At 56.2% G+C, this 17029-nt stretch carries 17 protein-coding genes; 6 read left to right on the forward strand and 11 right to left on the reverse strand.

Going from position 1 to position 17029, the window contains the following annotated elements; genetic code table 11:
- Nucleotides 1-154: 154 nt before the first annotated feature.
- A complete protein-coding gene (locus NBV64_RS12915) occupies nt 155-874 on the forward strand; it encodes a C40 family peptidase (protein WP_031232602.1) in 720 nt (239 codons plus the stop codon).
- Nucleotides 875-986: 112 nt separating this feature from the next.
- On the opposite strand, the gene NBV64_RS12920 is transcribed toward NBV64_RS12915, so the two are convergent.
- The 3 genes from NBV64_RS12920 to NBV64_RS12930 all read right to left on the reverse strand — a co-directional run bounded on the left by NBV64_RS12920 (nt 987) and on the right by NBV64_RS12930 (nt 4059).
- A complete protein-coding gene (locus tag NBV64_RS12920) occupies nt 987-1322 on the reverse strand; it encodes a DUF2325 domain-containing protein (RefSeq protein ID WP_009456553.1) in 336 nt (111 codons plus the stop codon).
- A 206-nt stretch (nt 1323-1528) separates the two neighbouring features.
- Nucleotides 1529-2479 carry a CysB family HTH-type transcriptional regulator gene (locus NBV64_RS12925; protein ID WP_009456554.1) on the reverse strand — a complete coding sequence of 317 codons (951 nt, stop codon included), beginning with the start codon at nt 2477-2479 and terminating at the stop codon, nt 1529-1531.
- 86 nt (nt 2480-2565) lie between these two features.
- A complete protein-coding gene (locus NBV64_RS12930; RefSeq protein WP_009456555.1) occupies nt 2566-4059 on the reverse strand; it encodes a CoA-acylating methylmalonate-semialdehyde dehydrogenase in 1494 nt (497 codons plus the stop codon).
- A gap of 165 nt (nt 4060-4224) precedes the next feature.
- On the opposite strand from NBV64_RS12930, the gene NBV64_RS12935 reads away from it, so the two are divergent.
- Entirely contained in the window at nt 4225-5118 is an 894-nt protein-coding gene (locus NBV64_RS12935) for a LysR family transcriptional regulator (protein WP_009456556.1), read from the forward strand.
- A gap of 67 nt (nt 5119-5185) precedes the next feature.
- Here NBV64_RS12935 and lptF read toward each other — a convergent pair whose 3' ends face one another.
- Complete coding sequence (gene lptF, locus NBV64_RS12940; protein ID WP_021446865.1) at nt 5186-6295, reverse strand: LPS export ABC transporter permease LptF; 1110 nt, start codon at nt 6293-6295, stop codon at nt 5186-5188.
- A 56-nt stretch (nt 6296-6351) separates the two neighbouring features.
- On the opposite strand from lptF, the gene NBV64_RS12945 reads away from it, so the two are divergent.
- From NBV64_RS12945 to epsC, 4 genes are all read left to right on the forward strand, one after another.
- Nucleotides 6352-7845: a leucyl aminopeptidase gene (locus NBV64_RS12945; protein WP_009456557.1), complete on the forward strand. Its 1494-nt coding sequence runs from the start codon at nt 6352-6354 to the stop codon at nt 7843-7845.
- 2 nt (nt 7846-7847) lie between these two features.
- The gene (locus tag NBV64_RS12950; RefSeq protein ID WP_009456558.1) at nt 7848-8270 is read left to right on the forward strand and encodes a DNA polymerase III subunit chi; all 423 of its coding nucleotides are present in this window, start codon (nt 7848-7850) and stop codon (nt 8268-8270) included.
- A gap of 81 nt (nt 8271-8351) precedes the next feature.
- Nucleotides 8352-9062, forward strand: a complete 711-nt coding sequence (locus tag NBV64_RS12955; RefSeq protein ID WP_009456559.1) for a Bax inhibitor-1/YccA family protein — start codon at nt 8352-8354, stop codon at nt 9060-9062.
- A gap of 266 nt (nt 9063-9328) precedes the next feature.
- The gene (gene epsC, locus NBV64_RS12960; RefSeq protein ID WP_021446866.1) at nt 9329-10258 is read left to right on the forward strand and encodes a serine O-acetyltransferase EpsC; all 930 of its coding nucleotides are present in this window, start codon (nt 9329-9331) and stop codon (nt 10256-10258) included.
- Nucleotides 10259-10504: 246 nt separating this feature from the next.
- Here the strand turns inward: epsC and rarD are convergent, their stop codons facing one another.
- The 7 genes from rarD to lepA all read right to left on the reverse strand — a co-directional run bounded on the left by rarD (nt 10505) and on the right by lepA (nt 16984).
- On the reverse strand, nt 10505-11410 hold the full coding sequence (gene rarD / locus NBV64_RS12965) for an EamA family transporter RarD (protein ID WP_250755912.1): 906 nt from the start codon (nt 11408-11410) through the stop codon (nt 10505-10507).
- Nucleotides 11407-12012: a PIN domain-containing protein gene (locus tag NBV64_RS12970; RefSeq protein ID WP_250755913.1), complete on the reverse strand. Its 606-nt coding sequence runs from the start codon at nt 12010-12012 to the stop codon at nt 11407-11409. Before NBV64_RS12970 ends, rarD begins: the two co-directional genes overlap by 4 nt.
- Before the next feature lies 1 nt (nt 12013).
- The gene (gene recO / locus NBV64_RS12975) at nt 12014-12604 is read right to left on the reverse strand and encodes a DNA repair protein RecO (protein ID WP_026483095.1); all 591 of its coding nucleotides are present in this window, start codon (nt 12602-12604) and stop codon (nt 12014-12016) included.
- Nucleotides 12597-13487 carry a GTPase Era gene (era, locus tag NBV64_RS12980; RefSeq protein WP_009456562.1) on the reverse strand — a complete coding sequence of 297 codons (891 nt, stop codon included), beginning with the start codon at nt 13485-13487 and terminating at the stop codon, nt 12597-12599. Before era ends, recO begins: the two co-directional genes overlap by 8 nt.
- Nucleotides 13484-14242 carry a ribonuclease III gene (gene rnc / locus NBV64_RS12985; RefSeq protein WP_009456563.1) on the reverse strand — a complete coding sequence of 253 codons (759 nt, stop codon included), beginning with the start codon at nt 14240-14242 and terminating at the stop codon, nt 13484-13486. The genes era and rnc overlap by 4 nt, the downstream gene beginning before the upstream one ends.
- Nucleotides 14242-15126 (reverse strand): signal peptidase I, encoded by an 885-nt coding sequence (gene lepB, locus NBV64_RS12990; protein ID WP_009456564.1) that lies wholly within the window; start codon nt 15124-15126, stop codon nt 14242-14244. Before lepB ends, rnc begins: the two co-directional genes overlap by 1 nt.
- 64 nt (nt 15127-15190) lie before the next feature.
- Entirely contained in the window at nt 15191-16984 is a 1794-nt protein-coding gene (gene lepA / locus NBV64_RS12995) for a translation elongation factor 4 (protein ID WP_009456571.1), read from the reverse strand.
- Nucleotides 16985-17029 lie beyond the last annotated feature (45 nt).

Consider the following 17029-nt stretch of genomic DNA (forward strand, 5'->3'; position numbering starts at 1 on the left):
ACTGCCAAACATTCAACGCACAGCAACGTCCGGCAAAGTATGGTGCTTTTAGCCATACTTACAGCCCTGATACCCATCAATTGCTGCTAATTTCAGCAAAAATAGGCATCAAGGTTGTGCTGCTGCCCACCAAGTCCTTAAAAAAGCCCTGGTCATGCCGCCACATTACCTGAATCCACCCGCACTTTTGCACATTACCTATCGCAGCGCCAAGTATCTTTTGTTAGCCGGCGCGCTCGCTCTGACAGGGTGTGCCACCACTGGAACTCAACAGTCCAGCCAGAACAAAGATCGTGCAGAACTGGATCACGGCTATTACGCCGACTACGAATTCCAGACCGAGTCCGACCCGCTGGGTACATATCTAGCCAACCGCGCTCGTAACGACATCAATATTGCTTACAGCAGCGATCGTCGCCAAGGGCGCGCCGAAAGCCGCAGTAGCCAAGCTTCTTCCTCTACCCACGGCCTTGCCAACGCCGCCCTGGACTTCCTGGGCGTGAAGTACAGTTTTGGTGGCGATGCTCCCAGCACTGGCTTTGATTGCAGCGGTCTGGTGTCCTACGTGGCTGAAAAGTCCCTGGGTCTGAAGCTACCCCGCCAATCCAAGGACATTGCCAAAGAAGGCACTTCGGTTAACCGTAGCGAGCTGCGCAAAGGTGACCTGGTCTTCTTCAATACTCGTGGCGCTCGTTTCTCTCACGTAGGCATTTACCTGGGTGATGACAAATTTGTCCACGCCCCTCGCACTGGCGCTGTTGTCCGCGTCGAGAACATGGAAGTGGGTTACTGGAAAAAACGCTATAACGGCGCACGCCGTCTGGCGGCTGCCGATACGCAGCAGTCGGAAGCTCGTTTGCGTAGCGTCAAATAAGACCGCCCTGCTGCCAAACCGGCAGCACACAAAAAAGCCACTGTTTCATAACAGTGGCTTTTTTTTGATCTGTAAAGATTCCTTCTTTGCCCCAGTAAGTCATGCCGCCAATCTAGTGGCTCTTGGACTTACCGAGCGGACAAGATTCACAATAGCCGCATTGGGTTAAGGCTTGCTTCATGCTACAAACCGAGCGTCGGCAGGCAACTACTCGAATACCGGACTTCAAGGCAGCAGCCCGGAAGGTTTTCATGACGTTGTGACCCAGGAAGTCGGTCAGCAAAATCAGCAAATCGGTGCCGGAAGGCAACTGCAGGGTTTTTTTCTGGTGGGCTGGATCACGCCCGCTAATATGATGTTTGATCGAGATATTGTGGATCTTGAGCAAGTCGGGAATGTTCCCCAGACGGTCTGCTCCAACCACGACTGCACTGACGTATTGAGACACAGGAAGCTCCATTGGCTAAGAAAGTTGGATAATGATAATCATTCTTATTATCATAGTCAATTGAGTCGATAGCTTGTTTCAATTTTTACTTATAGCCTTTGACCATAAGCTCTCACCTGCCCTGCAAAACCACGCCGACCGCACAAACAATAAGGGCCACCGTGTAATCACGATGGCCCGTATTTCCAACTAAACAGCGGCTAGCTCTACAACGGGCCACCAGCTTGTTTCTCATCCAGAGCGCTCAGCACCACATCCCGGGTCAATTCCGGTGCCAGCATCTCCAGCAGTTCAAAAATATAGTCACGCAGGAAAGCCCCGGCTTTCACCGCCACCTTGGTGTGGTGTGCGCCAAACAAATGCCCCGCTGGCAGGCCCACCAGACCTTTGTCACGACGCGGATCGAACGCGATGCCTGCGATGATACCGATACCCAGACCGACATCAACGTAGGTTTTGATCACGTCAGCATCAATAGCTTCCAGCACAATATCCGGAGTGATGCCATGCTTGGCAAAGGCCTCGTCGATCGAACCTCGACCCGAGAAAGCATGGTCATAAGTCACGATGGGGTACTGCGCCAGGGTTTCAATGGACAGCTGCTTGTTGGCAGGCAGATCAGCCAGTGGATGATCCGGCGTCACCACCACCGTATGCTCCCAGGTGTAGACCGGCAAAGCGACCAGGCCCGGCGTCAATGCCAGGGTTTCGGTAGCGATGGCCACGTCAGCCTGCTCATGTATCACCATCTGGGCCAGCACAGGCGGGCTGCCTTCAGCCAAGGACATATGGACCTTGGGAAAGCGACGGCGGAATTCAGGGATCACCTTGGGCAGCAAATATCGTGCCTGGGCGTGGGTACAAGCGATCACCAAGGTGCCTTCATCACGGCGGGCGAAGTCGTCGCTGACACGCTTGAGGTTGTCGATCTCGCGCATGATGCGGTCGATCACCTCGGCGACAGCTTCGCCCGGTCGGGTCAAGCCCTTAATGCGTTTTCCATGACGTTCAAAAATCTTGATGCCCAGTTCATCTTCAAACTCGATGATCGCTTTGGACACCCCCGGCTGGGAGGTATAGAGCGAGCGAGCGGCTTCAGTCAGATTGAAGTTACGTCGGATGGTCTCTCGGACAAAGCGGAATTGTTGAATATTCATATGTTAATAGCCCCAGGTACAGGGCTATTATATGTAATAAGGAACAGCTCGCTTATTGCATTAAGTTATATATATAGATTCAACAATTACGTCATGCTGATTGTTGTATTCATCGTATTGGCATGAGCTTGCCAGCGGGCCGTCACGGTTTTGGTCTGTGTCCAGAACTGAACGGCTTGTTTGCCGTTCGGACCCAGATCACCCAGCTTGGACGCACGCGAGCCAGTAAAACTGAACCAGGCCACCGGCACAGGGATAGGAATATTGATACCGATCTGGCCTACGTCAATACGGTTCTGGAAGTAGCGCGCATGGCCGCCGTCCTGGGTGAAGATGGACACGCCATTACCGTTGGGGTTGCGGTTGATGAACTGCACCGCCTCTTCCAGCGTATTGACACGCACAATGCACAGCACGGGTCCGAAGATTTCTTCTTCGTAAATGCGCATATCGGCTTTCACATCATTGAAGATGGTTGGGCCGACAAAGTTACCGCTTTCATAGCCAGGCACTTTCACGCCACGACCATCCAGCAAGAGGCTGGCACCTTCCTGTACACCGGCTTCAATCAAGGATTCCACACGCTGGCGAGCACGCGGCGAGACCAAGGGGCCCAGATCGGCCTGACGGTCCGTACCTACGTTGACCTTCATGGTGGCAGCACGTTTGACCAGTTCATCAACCCACTCGCCAGTTTCGCCGACCATCACGGCTACCGAGATCGCCATGCAGCGCTGGCCGGCCGCGCCAAAAGCAGCGCCCAGCAATTGGTTGATCGCCACATCACGATCCGCATCAGGCATCACAATGCAGTGGTTCTTGGCGCCCATCATGGCTTGCGAGCGCTTGCCTGCTTCAGTGGCACGACGGTGAATTTCGGTGCCAACGGCCGTCGAACCAATAAAGGACACAGCCTTGACTTCAGGATGGGTCACCAGGGCATTGGCAATATCTGCACCGCCGTGGACCACGTTCAGCACTCCTGGAGGCAGGCCAGCTTCCAGAGCCAGTTCAGCCAGCATCAGACTGGCGCTAGGATCCTGCTCGGAAGGCTTGAGCACGAAGGTATTACCGCAAGCCACAGCCAGCGGGAACATGAAGCAGGGCAGCATCACCGGGAAGTTGAACGCGGTCACACCGGCACACACGCCCAAGGGCTGGATCAGGGTGTAGACATCAATACCGCCCGCAGCGTTTTCTGCGTATTCGCCCAATTGCATCGAAGCAATGGAACACGCGTATTCGATCACTTCCAGGCCGCGGCCTACTTCACCTTCAGCGTCAGGCATAGTCTTGCCGTGTTCACGCGAGATGGCTTCAGCCAGCTTGGCACTGTTTTCACGCACCAGACGCTGCAGATTCAGCATGACGCGCATGCGCGCGCCCTGGCTGGAATGACGCCAGCTCTCATAAGCCTTGGCCGAGCTGGCAATAATGGTTTCCAGCTCTTCCATCGTGGCGTAAGGCACTTGGGCCACGACTTCCTGGGTGGCTGGATTGAGCACATCGTCCCAACGGGTGCTCTTGGATTGAACATGTTGTCCATCGATCAGCAAAGGTACACGAACCACTTCCGTCATAGCATGTCTCCAATGAATTGCTCAGGCGGCTAAGCCTTATTTGTTATCCCACTTGTATGAGGGTTCTCATCGAGTGTAGAAGCCTCAAGACCCGTTTACCATGTTGAAAAATGCACAGGAGCTGGGCATTTATGCACAAGTCTTTTTCAGGGCGGGCCCATCACGATGGACTGGGATAATCTGCGTTACTTTCTGGAAGTGGCCCGCTGCCAGCGTATCAGCGTTGCCGCTCAACGGCTGGGCGTTCAACACAGCACCGTGGCACGCCGTATCCAGGCGCTGGAGCAGGAGCTGGGCTTGCGGCTGTTCCACAAATCCACGGTCAGCGGCTATAGCCTGACCAGCGAAGGGCAGAATCTGCAGCAACGCATGGAGCCGGTAGAGAGCCGCTTGCTGGCGGCTCGCGATGCGATTACGGGCAAGGCCAGACCCTTGACCGGCAAGCTGCGCCTGGGCTGCACCGAAGCCTTTGGCAGCTATGTGCTGACGCCCTTGCTCAGCATTTTCCAGGCCCAATACCCAGAGCTGACCCTGGAGCTTTTGCCTGTACCCCGCCCTATCAGTCTGTCACGCCGGGATGCCGACTTGGCCATTGCACTGGAGCGCCCCCAACGCGGCCCTTACTGGTGTACGCGCCTGGCAGACTACAGCTTGCGGCTCTATGCCCATCAGGATTATTTGAACAGCCATCCGCCCATAGAAAGCGTGCAGGATTTGTCCCAGCATCGCTTTATTGCCTATGTGGATGATCTGGTGTTCAGCGACAGCCTGCGCTATCTGGAAGAAATCGTCAGATCCGCCGCCGTACGCTTTCGCAGCACCAGCGTGATTGCGCAGTACCAGGCCACCTTGCAGGGGCAAGGAATTGCCGTTCTGCCCTGCTTCCTGGCAAAAACCGATCCGCGCCTGCGTTGTGTTCTACCCGACCAGGTGGAATTGCGTCGACGCTTCTGGATGTTCTGTCATGAAGAGCAACGCCAGAACCCCAGCCTGACTCGGCTGTGGCACTTTCTGAAGCAGTCAGTGGAAGAGCGGCAGGATTTGCTGGATGGGGCTTGAGCCGCCAAACCGATCAAAAAGCCATTCGACAGGCACAAAAAGGGGGCTGGACGCCCCCTTTTGCCGATCAGCTTACTGCTGGCGGTTTAGGTGCCTTGATGCGCAATTTACGCCACATCATGAAGAGCATGATCAGCAAGAAGATGGCATGAACCAGCCACAAACCGATTTCAAAACCCAATTGGCCATTACGAATCCAGCCGCGCGAGAGGTTGATCAGGTTCATATAGAGCAGACCTACCAGACCAGCCACCAGAATATTGCCTGAGCGTCCCATCCTGGGATTCACCGCTCCCAGAGGAATCGCCAGCAAGGCCAGATTCAGTGCCGCCAGGGGCAAAGCCAAGCGCCACATGATCTGTGAGCGCGCCTCGGCATCGTCATCACTGAGTAACAAGGTGGTTTGACGAGCCTTGATCTGCTGCTCGGCACGGGCGCGGATCGTTTCAGCGGTATTGCCTGCATCACGGCTCTCCAGACGCATGCCATAACTTTCAAAGTCCACCATACGGAATTCAGCCTGACCGGGCTTCAAGTCGTAGCGATGGCCTTCGCTCAAGACCAGAAAGCGATCGCCATTGGGCTGCTCTTCCATGCGGGCACTTTGCGCAGTCACAATGCTGAGCCACTGCGGGTCGATCACGCGGGCGATCACATTACCCAGCTCATCCCCTTCTTTTTCTGGGGAGTCGGCGTAAAACACACGGGCACCATCATCGGACTCGATAAACTGCCCGGCGGTCACCTTACTCAGGTCCGAGCGCTGCTCAAAACGCTGGCGGTACTCGGCAATCTGACGATAAGCCCATGGCGAAGCCTGCAAGGTCAGAACGGCAATCAGAATGGCAACCGGCACTGCACACTGCAAAACGGGCGTTACCCAGTTTTTCAAGGACAGGCCGCTGGCAAACCAGACCACCATTTCGGATTCCCGAAAGCTGCGCGTCACCGTAGTGAGCACGGCAATGAACAGGGAAACGGCCAGAATAATCGGCAAGGCGGTAATACTGGAAAAGGCGGCCAGACCCAGCACCACGTCAGGGCCAATCGTGCCATTGGCCGCTTCGCCTAACAAACGCACCAGAAGTACACTAAGCCACACAATCAGCAAAGTGGACAGTACAACGCCACTGTGACTTAAGATTTCGGATACCGCAGAGCGTTTAAATAGAGACATATGAGAATTTGCGAGATAATCGCAGGTACGATTTGCGACACACTGAGGATAGTTGAATGGAATTTAGCACACAGACATCCGCTTCTTTGCACCAAATTAAGACGGCCGCACTAGGCGTAGGCGTCTTTGCCGAGGGCATTCTAAGCCCCGCAGCGGAACTTATCGACCGCGCCAGCAACGGAGCTGTGAGCGCTGCTGTCAAAGCCGAGTTTAAAGGCAAGCCCAATACCCACCTGGTGCTGCGCAATCTGCCCGGTGTTAAGGCCGAACGCGTTATTTTAGTCGGCTTAGGCGCTCAAGAGGAATACAAAGCAGCAACTCATACGCAAGCCCAGGCCTGCCTTGCTTCTTACTGCCTGAAAGCAGACCTGAAAGAAGCCGTTTCTGCCCTGGCCAGCATTGATTGCAAAGGCACCACCTTGCGCAGCCGCGCTCAGGACGCTGCCGTGGCCGTATGCCGCGCCAGCTACCGCTACACCGCCACGTTCAGCAAGCCCGAACCTGCTCCCCAGCTGAGCCAGTTCCTGCTGTGGACGGCCCGCACCCAAGCCAGCGAAGCCAAGGCCGGTCTGGAGCAAGGTCAGGCCATTGGTAACGGCGTCAACCTGACTCGCTTGCTGGCCGACCTGCCCGGCAATATCTGCACTCCTACCTACCTGGGCAAAACCGCCAAGCAGTTGGCCAAGGAATTCAAGACGCTGAAGGCCGAAGTGCTGGAGCGCAAGCAGATCGAAGCCTTGAAGATGGGTTCGTTCCTGTCGGTGGCCAAGGGCTCGGATGAACCGCCTGCGTTCATCGTGCTGCGCCATACCCCCAACACCAAGACCAAACACGAGGACGGTCCTATCGTTCTGGTGGGTAAGGGCCTGACCTTCGACTCGGGCGGTATCTCCATCAAGCCAGCCGGCAATATGGACGAAATGAAGTACGACATGGGCGGTGCTGCCAGCGTTCTAGGCACCATGCGCGCCATTGCCGAACTGAACATCGACCGTGAAGTGATCGCTGTAGTGGCTTCTTGCGAGAACATGCCCAGCGGCCGCGCCAATAAACCGGGCGACGTCGTGACCAGCATGTCTGGCCAGACCATCGAGATCCTGAACACGGACGCCGAAGGCCGTCTGGTCCTGTGCGATGCCCTGACCTACGTCGAGCGCTTCAAACCCGCTGCCGTGATTGATATGGCCACCCTGACCGGCGCTTGCGTGGTCGCTCTGGGCCACGTCAACACCGGCCTGTTCTCGACCGACGACGACCTGGCTGATGAACTGATGCAAGCTGGCAAGCAAACGGGTGACACGGCATGGCGCATGCCCATGGACGACGCCTACCAGGAGCAACTGCGCTCGAACTTTGCTGATATGGCCAATATTGGTGGCCCACCAGCCGGTTCGGTAACCGCCGCCTGCTTCCTGTCCCGCTTCACCAAAGCGTACCGCTGGGCTCACCTGGACATCGCCGGCACTGCCTGGCGCAGCGGCAAGGACAAGGGCGCCACAGGCCGTCCCGTGCCTTTGCTGGTTCAGTACCTGCTTAATCAGTGTCGCTAAGCATGAGCCGCGTCGATTTCGCTTTCGGCGCGCCAGATCGCTTGCGTATGGCCTGCGAGGTCGTGCGCAAGCACTACGAGGCGGGCCGTCAGGTGGTGGTGTATCTTTCCGATGCCCGCCAACTGGCCCGTTTCGATCGCCTGCTCTGGGGTTTTGAATCCACGGCTTTTGTCCCGCACGTCGGTGTGGAAGACCCCTTGGCAGCCACCACCCCTGTTTTGTTGACCAGTGCCGCCCCCGTGCCCGCAGGTGAGCAAAGCTGGCTGTTGAATCTGGATGCCCAATGCCCGCCCGGTTTTGAACAATTCCCGCGTATATTGGAAATTGTCTCCGAACGGGAAGCTGACCGTACCCAGGCTCGCGAACGCTGGCGTGTGTACCAGGCACAGGGCTGCCAAGTGCATGCCCATAAACTGGGTGCTTGAATAATAAAGAAGATTCTTGATTATTCAGGTAGTTGTCAGTTATTCTTGACCACTGATCTCTCTGTATTCTAAGGACTCATCATGAGCGAATTTCGTCAATCAAGCTTGCCTGAGCATAACGGCACCCTGGGCGCCCAGTCGCTGATTGCTCGCAATCGCGTCCTGCGCAACACCTACTGGCTGCTGGCCCTGTCCATGATTCCCACCGTGCTGGGAGCCTTGCTGGGCCTGTCCTCCGGCATTAACCGGGTTATGGGCGCCAGCCCAGGCCTGAGCGCCATTGTTTTCCTGGTCGGTGCCTTTGGCCTGATGTTCCTGATCGAAAAGAACAAGAACAGCTCGCTGGGTGTCGCCCTGCTGATGGCCTTTACCTTCTTCATGGGTGTGATGCTGTCCCGTCTGCTGGGCTTTGTCCTGGGCATGGGTAATGGCGCACAACTGATCATGCTGGCCTTTGGCGGTACCGCTGCGGTCTTTGGCGCCATGGCAACTATTGCCAGCACCACCAAGCGTGATTTCTCCGGCATGCAGAAATTCCTGTTTGTCGGTGCCGTTATCTTGCTGGTTGCGGCCTTGGCCAACATCTTCCTGCAACTGCCTGCGCTGATGCTGACCATCTCCGTGATGGCTATCGGTATCTTCTCGGCCTTCTTGCTGGTTGATCTGCAGCGCGTCATCAACGGTGGTGAAACCAACTACGTGTCGGCCACCCTGGCGATCTATCTAGACGTCTACAACATTTTCAGCAACCTGCTGGTGCTTTTAGGCGTGCTGGGCGGTAACCGCGAATAAGATCGCGAACCCCACACTCCCCAAGCCCCCTTTTCGAAGGGGGCTTTTTTTATTATCCGCACGCTCAAGCACTTTGGCTTGAAAACCTGACCATGCCCCTCATCTGCTTGGTCTTGCCCCAAGCTCATGGGGCCTTGAAGCGGCACGACCAGGCCTGAGCCATGGCAAAGGGAATCACCCTGACGCAGCGCCCTGTTTTTCGTGTCCTTGCTCAGACGCGCGGGTATAGTAAACCTTGTAGAAAATTTCCCCTTTGGAGAACACTGGTGGCAGTCTTTGAAACTCAACATATCGTCGACAATCTGCGCGGGGCCCGCGAAGAGTGGCGACAGGCGCATCAACGCTTGAACGAGCTTGAAGGCCAGGAATTTCCGTCGGTACAAGCTTTGATTCAAGTGACCGAGCAGCTCAAAGGCATTCTGTTTCCCATGCGTCTGGGCAGCCCGGAGCTGCGTCGCGAGTATGAAGACCACTTTGTCGGCCACCACCTGGGCCAGGCGCTCAATACGCTGCTGCAACAGGCGCGTATCGAACTGCAGCGCGCCGCTTTGCTGCGTGGTGACAAGTACGACCGCGAGACCATTGAAGAGCAGGCACACAAGGCCATACAGGCTTTTGCCAACAAGCTGCCAGACCTGCGCCGCACCCTGGATCTGGACGTGGTCGCCGCCTATCAAGGCGACCCGGCTGCCCGCAATGTGGACGAGGTACTGCTGTGCTATCCCGGTCTGCTGGCCATGATCCATCACCGCATCGCCCATGCTCTGACCAATCTGGGACTGCCCCTGACGGCGCGCATTATTGCAGAACTGGCCCATAGTCAGACCGGTATTGATATTCACCCCGGCGCGCAAATTGATCACTCCTGTTTCATCGACCACGGCACCGGCGTTGTTATTGGCGAGACCGCCATCATCGGCAAGCGGGTTCGTATTTATCAGGCCGTCACCCTGGGTGCCAAGCGCTTTAGCAAGGACGAAAAAGGCTTGCTGCTGAAAGGCCAGCCACGTCACCCCATCGTGGAAGACGACGTGGTTATTTACGCGGGTGCCACGATTCTGGGCCGCGTCACGCTGGGTGCGGGCTCCACGATTGGTGGGAATGTCTGGATTACGGAAGACGTACCAGCGGGTTGTTCGGTGACCCAGGCAAATTTGTTGCGCAATCAACCTGACTGCCCGGAGAAACTGCGCTAAGCAGCCTGCTTATATCGCGCAGGACCCAGTCTGGTACGGCCCGGACTATCTCCTCTAGAAGAGCCCCGTAGTAAAAAAAACGACTCCTGTCATGTCCTTCCAAAAAGCATGGATAGCTATCCAACTTTGGAGAGGGTCTTTCAGGAGTCGTTTTCAATTGGAGTTCTGCTTCACTCAGAAAGCCCCCAGAACGTCTGGGCAGACGCTAACTGCCCTTCGGCACTGGCTGGTACTAACTAGCAGAATTTACGCCTTGGGAGGCGGCACAGGCGGTCCGGGTCGCCACATTTTGATGAAACCTTCCATCGCCATCAAGGAAATGGCAATCCAGATCGGAATATAGGTCCACCACTGATTCGCGCTCATGGGCTCGTCCAGCAGCAAATACGCCACCCAGAACAAGAGCACCGGCTCCACATAACCCAGAATGCCAAACAAGGCCAAAGGCAACTGACGACTGGCAGACAGATAGCTGACCAGTGCAACGGAACTGATCAGGCCCAGAACCGGGACCTGCCAGATCAAGCGAGGCTGATCCGCGAACAGGCCCCACATCTGCGTGTCTTGAACAAAGAGCAGCCAGCAAGCTGGCAGGAACAAGAAGCTCAGATCAAACCAGAGTGAAGCCAGCGAGCCCAGACGCAGATAACGGCGCAGCATGAAATAAGGTGGATAACCCACAACCACCACCGCTGTCGCCCAGGAGACGCTCCCTACGCGGAACAGCTCGTGCAGCACACCCACGCCGGCCAATGCCACAGCAATCCACTGAATAGTGCTCAATCTGTCTTTGTAGATCACCCGCCCTACCAGCACCATCATCAGCGGCAAGAGGAAGTAGCCCAGGGACACGTCCAGCGCCATCTGGTGCAAAGGCGCCCAGACAAAAATCCAGAGCTGTACCCCGACCAGGGCTGCAGCCAGCAAGAGCAAGGCAAAATAGCGCCAATTACCGGGCCAGTGTCGCAGAACCCAACGTACCTCCCGCCAGCGTCGTGCGCGCGTGATCACCAAAGCCAAGGCAGGCAAGCCCAGCACAATGCGCCAGGCAAAAATCTGCTCGCCACTGAGCGGGTGCAAGACGGTAGCGTAGTAGTACAGGCAGGCAAATAAAGCGGAGGCCAGGACCGACAGCAATACACCTTGCTTCATGAGTGCGCCTCATCCATTTTCTGACGCCGCAAATAAGCCTGCCCCACACTGAACAAACGATCACGCTTTAACAAAGTATGCGTATCCAGTGCCTGCGCTTCGGGCGTCAGCATCAAAGCGGGCAAACCATCCAGCAAGCGCTGCATCACATCCGGATGAGCGGCCATGAGCAAACCCAAAAACTGATCCGGCTCCCACAGGCTGATTCCCAGACGTCGCAGCTCGGAACGATTAAAGTCTTTCAGATTACGGGTCAAGATTCCCACCGGCTGACCGGGATAACGCTGCTGTGCCAAACGGGCAGTGGCGATCACATGCCAGTCCTTGGCATCGGAGTAGCGCAAGTCCTTCTTGAACTCGCTGCTATCGCCTAAATCGGCTTCGGGGTAACGCTGTTGCAGCGCTTCCCACTGCTCCTCGATAGAGGTGGGCATGACTTTCCACAACCTGCCCGCATTGCGCCGCCATTCGTCCCCGATCACCGGACTCCAGACAGGCTTGAACAACTGCTCGTCAGCCAGGGCCAGGAGCAGGCGGCGCAGTACGTTGGAGATCAGTACGCAAGTGTCCAGAACCAGCACGGTAGGAAGGGAGACGGTCATATCAATAGCGTTGCAGCTGCATAAGAACGGAGCGGGTATGCAAGGGACGACCCAGCAAGCTGTTCAGGCGTTCACGCAAGCGTATGCGCAACTCTGGCTCACCAACAGGATCGTCGAAGTCCGGCGTGGCTTCATCAAAGCCATACCCGGTTTCGGTCAGCAGCACCCACTCAAAGCGCCGCAAGGCCCCCGCCACGGGTGGACGAGGAATCTGGGCCAAGTGCACCAGAGCCTCTTCGTAGGCATCGAACAGAACAGGATGTGGGTCTTCACGCGGCAACAAACGAATCAGCAATTCGTTCATGTACCAGGCCGACATCAGGGCACGACCTTTCAAGGGGCGAATCCCGGCGCAGTCCGCCCGTGTCAGCGTTTTGACTTCATTCTTGCCCGACCAGGCCAATAACAAAGGCTGAAACACAGACAAAGCAGGCCGCAAAATGGAATGCGGCCTTTTAGCGCCTTTCGCGACCAGGGGCACCAGCCCGTGGTTACGCGTAAAGGCATGACAGATCAGGGACGTTTCACGCCAGGCACTGGTGTGCAGTATGTAGCCCGCTTCGTCCTGAAAGCGATGACGGGGATTACTCATACCCCAGGTCGCGCAGGACCGCTTCACGATCGGACCAGCCCTTGCGCACCTTGATATACACATCCAGGAACACAGGCTTGTCGATCAGCTTGGCAATATCTTGGCGAGCCTCGGTTGCAATGCGCTTCATGTGCATGCCACCCGCTCCCAACAGAATCGGACGGTGGCTTTCACGCTCCACCACCACGCATGCCGAAATACGCGCGCCCTGCTCGTTCTCGTCCCATTGTTCGATAACCACGGTACACCCGTACGGCAGCTCGTCACCCACCAGGCGGAAGATCTTCTCGCGCAGCAGCTCCGAGGTAATGAAGCGCACCGAGCGGTCGGTAATGGTGTCAGCGTCAAACATGGCCTCGCCTTCAGGCAGGCGGGAGGCGATCTCGTTCAGCAAAGGGTCCAGTTGCAGACGCTTGGCAGCACTGACCGGAATCACGGCACCATAGTCGAATTCCTGCGACAGGCGGGCGATATAGGGCAGCAAGTCATTCTTGCTTTTCAAGGCATCCACCTTGTTGATGACCAGAATGGTCTTGCCACCTTTAGGCAGCATGGGCAGCAATTCGGCGTCCGAAGCGGACCACTTGCCGGCTTCGACCACATGCACCACCACGTCCACATCGGCCAGGGCCTGGGTCACGACGCGGTTCATCATGCGGTTCATGGCCCCACCGTGCTTGGTCTGAAAACCGGGGGTGTCCACAAACACCATTTGATCGTGATCACGCGTCAGCACACTGTTGATGCGGTGACGCGTGGTCTGCGCCTTGCGCGACACGATCGAAATCTTGCTGCCGATCAGGGCATTGGCCAGCGTGGACTTGCCGACATTCGGTCGTCCAACAATAGCCACGAAGCCGCAGCGAAAAGGGGTCTCTGTCATTCTGTTTCCTGCGACACTGCCACAGGCAGTGTCAATTGTGAGGGGCGACGATGGCGACTGGCGCGCGTCGTCTTGGCTGGAAATTCAGCTTCTAAAATAGCAATGGCCTGCGTAGCGGCGGCTTGTTCAGCCGCACGACGGCTGCTGCCACTGGCACGAACATGGATGTTGAGCTTGGCGATCGTGCATTCGATATCGAAGAGCTGATCGTGGGCTGCGCCATGGGTGGCCACCACGGTATACACCGGCAAATCCAGCTTGCGACCTTGCAGCAGCTCCTGCAGCAAGGTCTTGGGATCTTTCCCCAAGGTTTTGGGGTCCACATCTACCAGCATGGGCTCATAGAGCTGGGTGATGACGGTTTGGGCTTGCGTAAAGCCCGCGTCCAGAAAGACAGCGCCAAAAATGGCTTCCAGCGCGTCTGCCAGAATGGAGGGACGACGGAAACCACCGCTTTTCAGCTCCCCTTCCCCCAGACGCAAATAATCCGACAAACCCAGACGAGTAGCAATTTCCGCCAGAGCGGCCTGTTTGACCAGATTCGCTCGCAGGCGGGACAGATCGCCTTCATCAATGCGTTGGAAACGGTCGAACAACAAGGCCGCAACCGTGAAGTTCAAGACCGAATCCCCCAGGAACTCCAGCCGCTCGTTATGGCGAGCGCTGTGGCTACGATGGGTCAAGGCCTGCTCAAGCAGGCCTGTGTCTTTGAAGGAGTAGCCGATAGCGGCTTCAAGCAAAGCAAGACGTTTCATTAATGGAAGCGACCTATACGGCTAAGTTCGCGGAAATTCATCCAGATAAAGAAGGCGCGTCCCACAATATTCTCATCGGGCACAAAGCCCCAATAACGACTGTCCAGACTATTGTCGCGATTGTCTCCCATGACGAAGTAATTACCTTCGGGCACCACACAAGAGATACCGTTGGAGAAATACTCACAGGAGTCGCGGTTGGGGAACGCCACGATAGGCATCAAACCCTGAGGCTGAGTCTTGTTCAGCAAGATGTTGTGCTGCACTTTGCCCAGCTCTTCCAGATAGCGCCCAATGTAGGCGGAGCGATCCGGTTCGTAGTAATCGCCACTGCGCACTTGGGTAATGACTTGACCATTGACGGACAGCACCTTGTCGCGGTACTCCACACGGTCACCCGGCACACCGACCACACGTTTGATGTAGTCCACCGTGGTATCAACGGGGTAACGGAACACAATCACATCACCACGCTCGGGATGGCCCAAAGGCACAACCTTGGTGCCGCTAACGGGCAGGCGAATGCCGTACTCGTATTTGTTCACCAGAATCAGATCGCCATTTTTCAGCGTGGGCAACATGGAGCCTGACGGGATGCGAAACGGCTCAATGATAAAAGAGCGCAATACAAACACGAACAGAATGACTGGGAAAAAACTGACGCCATACTCAATCCACCACGGCATGCGGTTGGCCTGGTCATAAGCGTCCTGGCGCAGTTGCTGCAAGTGCTCAGGGTCTTGAGCTGCCGTTTCCGGTACCGCCTGCATCGCGGCCTGCGCACGCGCCAGACGGCGCGAGCGCAGGGAGAAACGATCCAAAAACCAGATTGCGCCGGTCAATATCAGCAGTACAAACAAAATCAGAGCGAAATCCCAGCTCATCGGTTTCCTTTAAAGAAATTAAAGCAGTCCTGGCTGTGGTCGGCTTGAGCTGCCGACCAGAGCATTACTTATCCTCGACCTGCAAAATTGCCAAAAAGGCTTCCTGCGGAATTTCCACGTTCCCAACTTGCTTCATCCGCTTCTTACCGGCTTTTTGCTTCTCAAGCAGCTTTTTCTTACGAGAAATATCGCCGCCATAACACTTGGCCAGCACGTTCTTGCGCAATGCCTTGACGTTTTCGCGAGAAATAACTTCGGCGCCAATGGCAGCCTGAATCGCAATATCAAACATCTGCCGCGGAATCAGAGAGCGCATCTTGGCGACCACTTCGCGTCCACGGTAACGGGCGTTGCTACGGTGCACAATCATGGACAGGGCATCAACCCGGTCGCCGTTGATCAGGATATCAACCTTGACCACATCGGCCGAACGGTATTCCTTGAACTCGTAGTCCATGGAAGCGTAGCCGCGCGATACCGATTTGAGTCGGTCAAAGAAGTCCAGCACGATCTCGGCCAGAGGCATCTCATAGACCAGGTTCACCTGACGGCCATGATAGGTCATATTTAACTGCAAACCGCGCTTGGCTGTACACAGGGTCATGACCGGGCCTACGTATTCCTGCGGCATTAGCAGCGAAACCACAACAATAGGCTCGCGTACGTCTTCGATATGGGCCACTTCCGGCATGCGGGAAGGGCTTTCAATCATCAAGACTTCGCCGTCACGACGCTCGACCTCGTACACCACCGACGGTGCGGTGGTGATGATATCCATGTCGAATTCGCGCTCCAGACGCTCCTGGACGATTTCCATATGAAGCAGGCCCAGGAAGCCGCAACGGAAACCAAAACCCAGCGCCTGGGACACTTCGGGCTCGAACATCAGGGACGAGTCGTTCAGCTTGAGCTTTTCCAGAGAGTCGCGCAGCTGGTCGTACTCACTGCTTTCCACCGGGTACAAACCGGCAAACACCTGAGGCTTCACTTCCTTGAAGCCCGGCAAGGCTTTTTCAGCCGGTTTGCCGGCCAGAGTGATGGTGTCACCAACCTTGGCGTGTTCCAGCTCTTTAATGCCGGCAATAATGAAACCCACCTCGCCTGCAGACAGATGAGGACGGTTTTCAGACTTGGGGGTAAAGACACCGATATGCTCGACCAGGTGCGTCGCACGGGTGGCCATCAGCAGAATTTTTTCCTTGGGCTTGAGCACACCGTTGACGATGCGCACCAGCATGACCACGCCCACGTAGTTGTCAAACCAAGAGTCAATGATCAGGGCTTGCAAGGGAGCAGTCGGATCACCCACTGGCGGCGGAACACGCGCCACGATGGTTTCCAGAATCTCGTCGATACCCAGGCCGGTTTTCGCACTGGCGGCAATTGCGTCACTGGCATCAATGCCAATCACGTCTTCCACTTCCTGGCGAGCGGCATCCGGGTCAGCCGAAGGCAAGTCCATTTTGTTGAGCACTGGAATCACTTCCACGCCCTGATCCAAAGCGGTATAGCAGTTGGCTACAGTCTGCGCTTCCACACCTTGGGAAGCGTCCACGACCAGCAAGGCACCTTCACAGGCCGACAAGGAACGGCTGACTTCATAGGAGAAGTCAACGTGGCCGGGGGTGTCGATCAGGTTCAGGTTGTATACCTTGCCATCCTGAGCCTTGTAGTGCAAAGCGGCGGTCTGGGCCTTAATCGTGATGCCACGCTCTTTCTCGATGTCCATCGAATCCAGAACCTGGGTCGACATCTCGCGGTCGGCCAGGCCACCACAGCGTTGGATCAGGCGGTCAGCCAAGGTCGATTTGCCATGATCGATGTGGGCAATAATAGAGAAATTGCGGATGTGATCCATAAACCCGTTAATAAACAAAGAAAATGTTGAGGCGCAATGCCAGAG

It is taken from the genome of Alcaligenes sp. DN25, assembly GCF_023674485.1.
GTDB lineage: Bacteria > Pseudomonadota > Gammaproteobacteria > Burkholderiales > Burkholderiaceae_B > Alcaligenes > Alcaligenes phenolicus.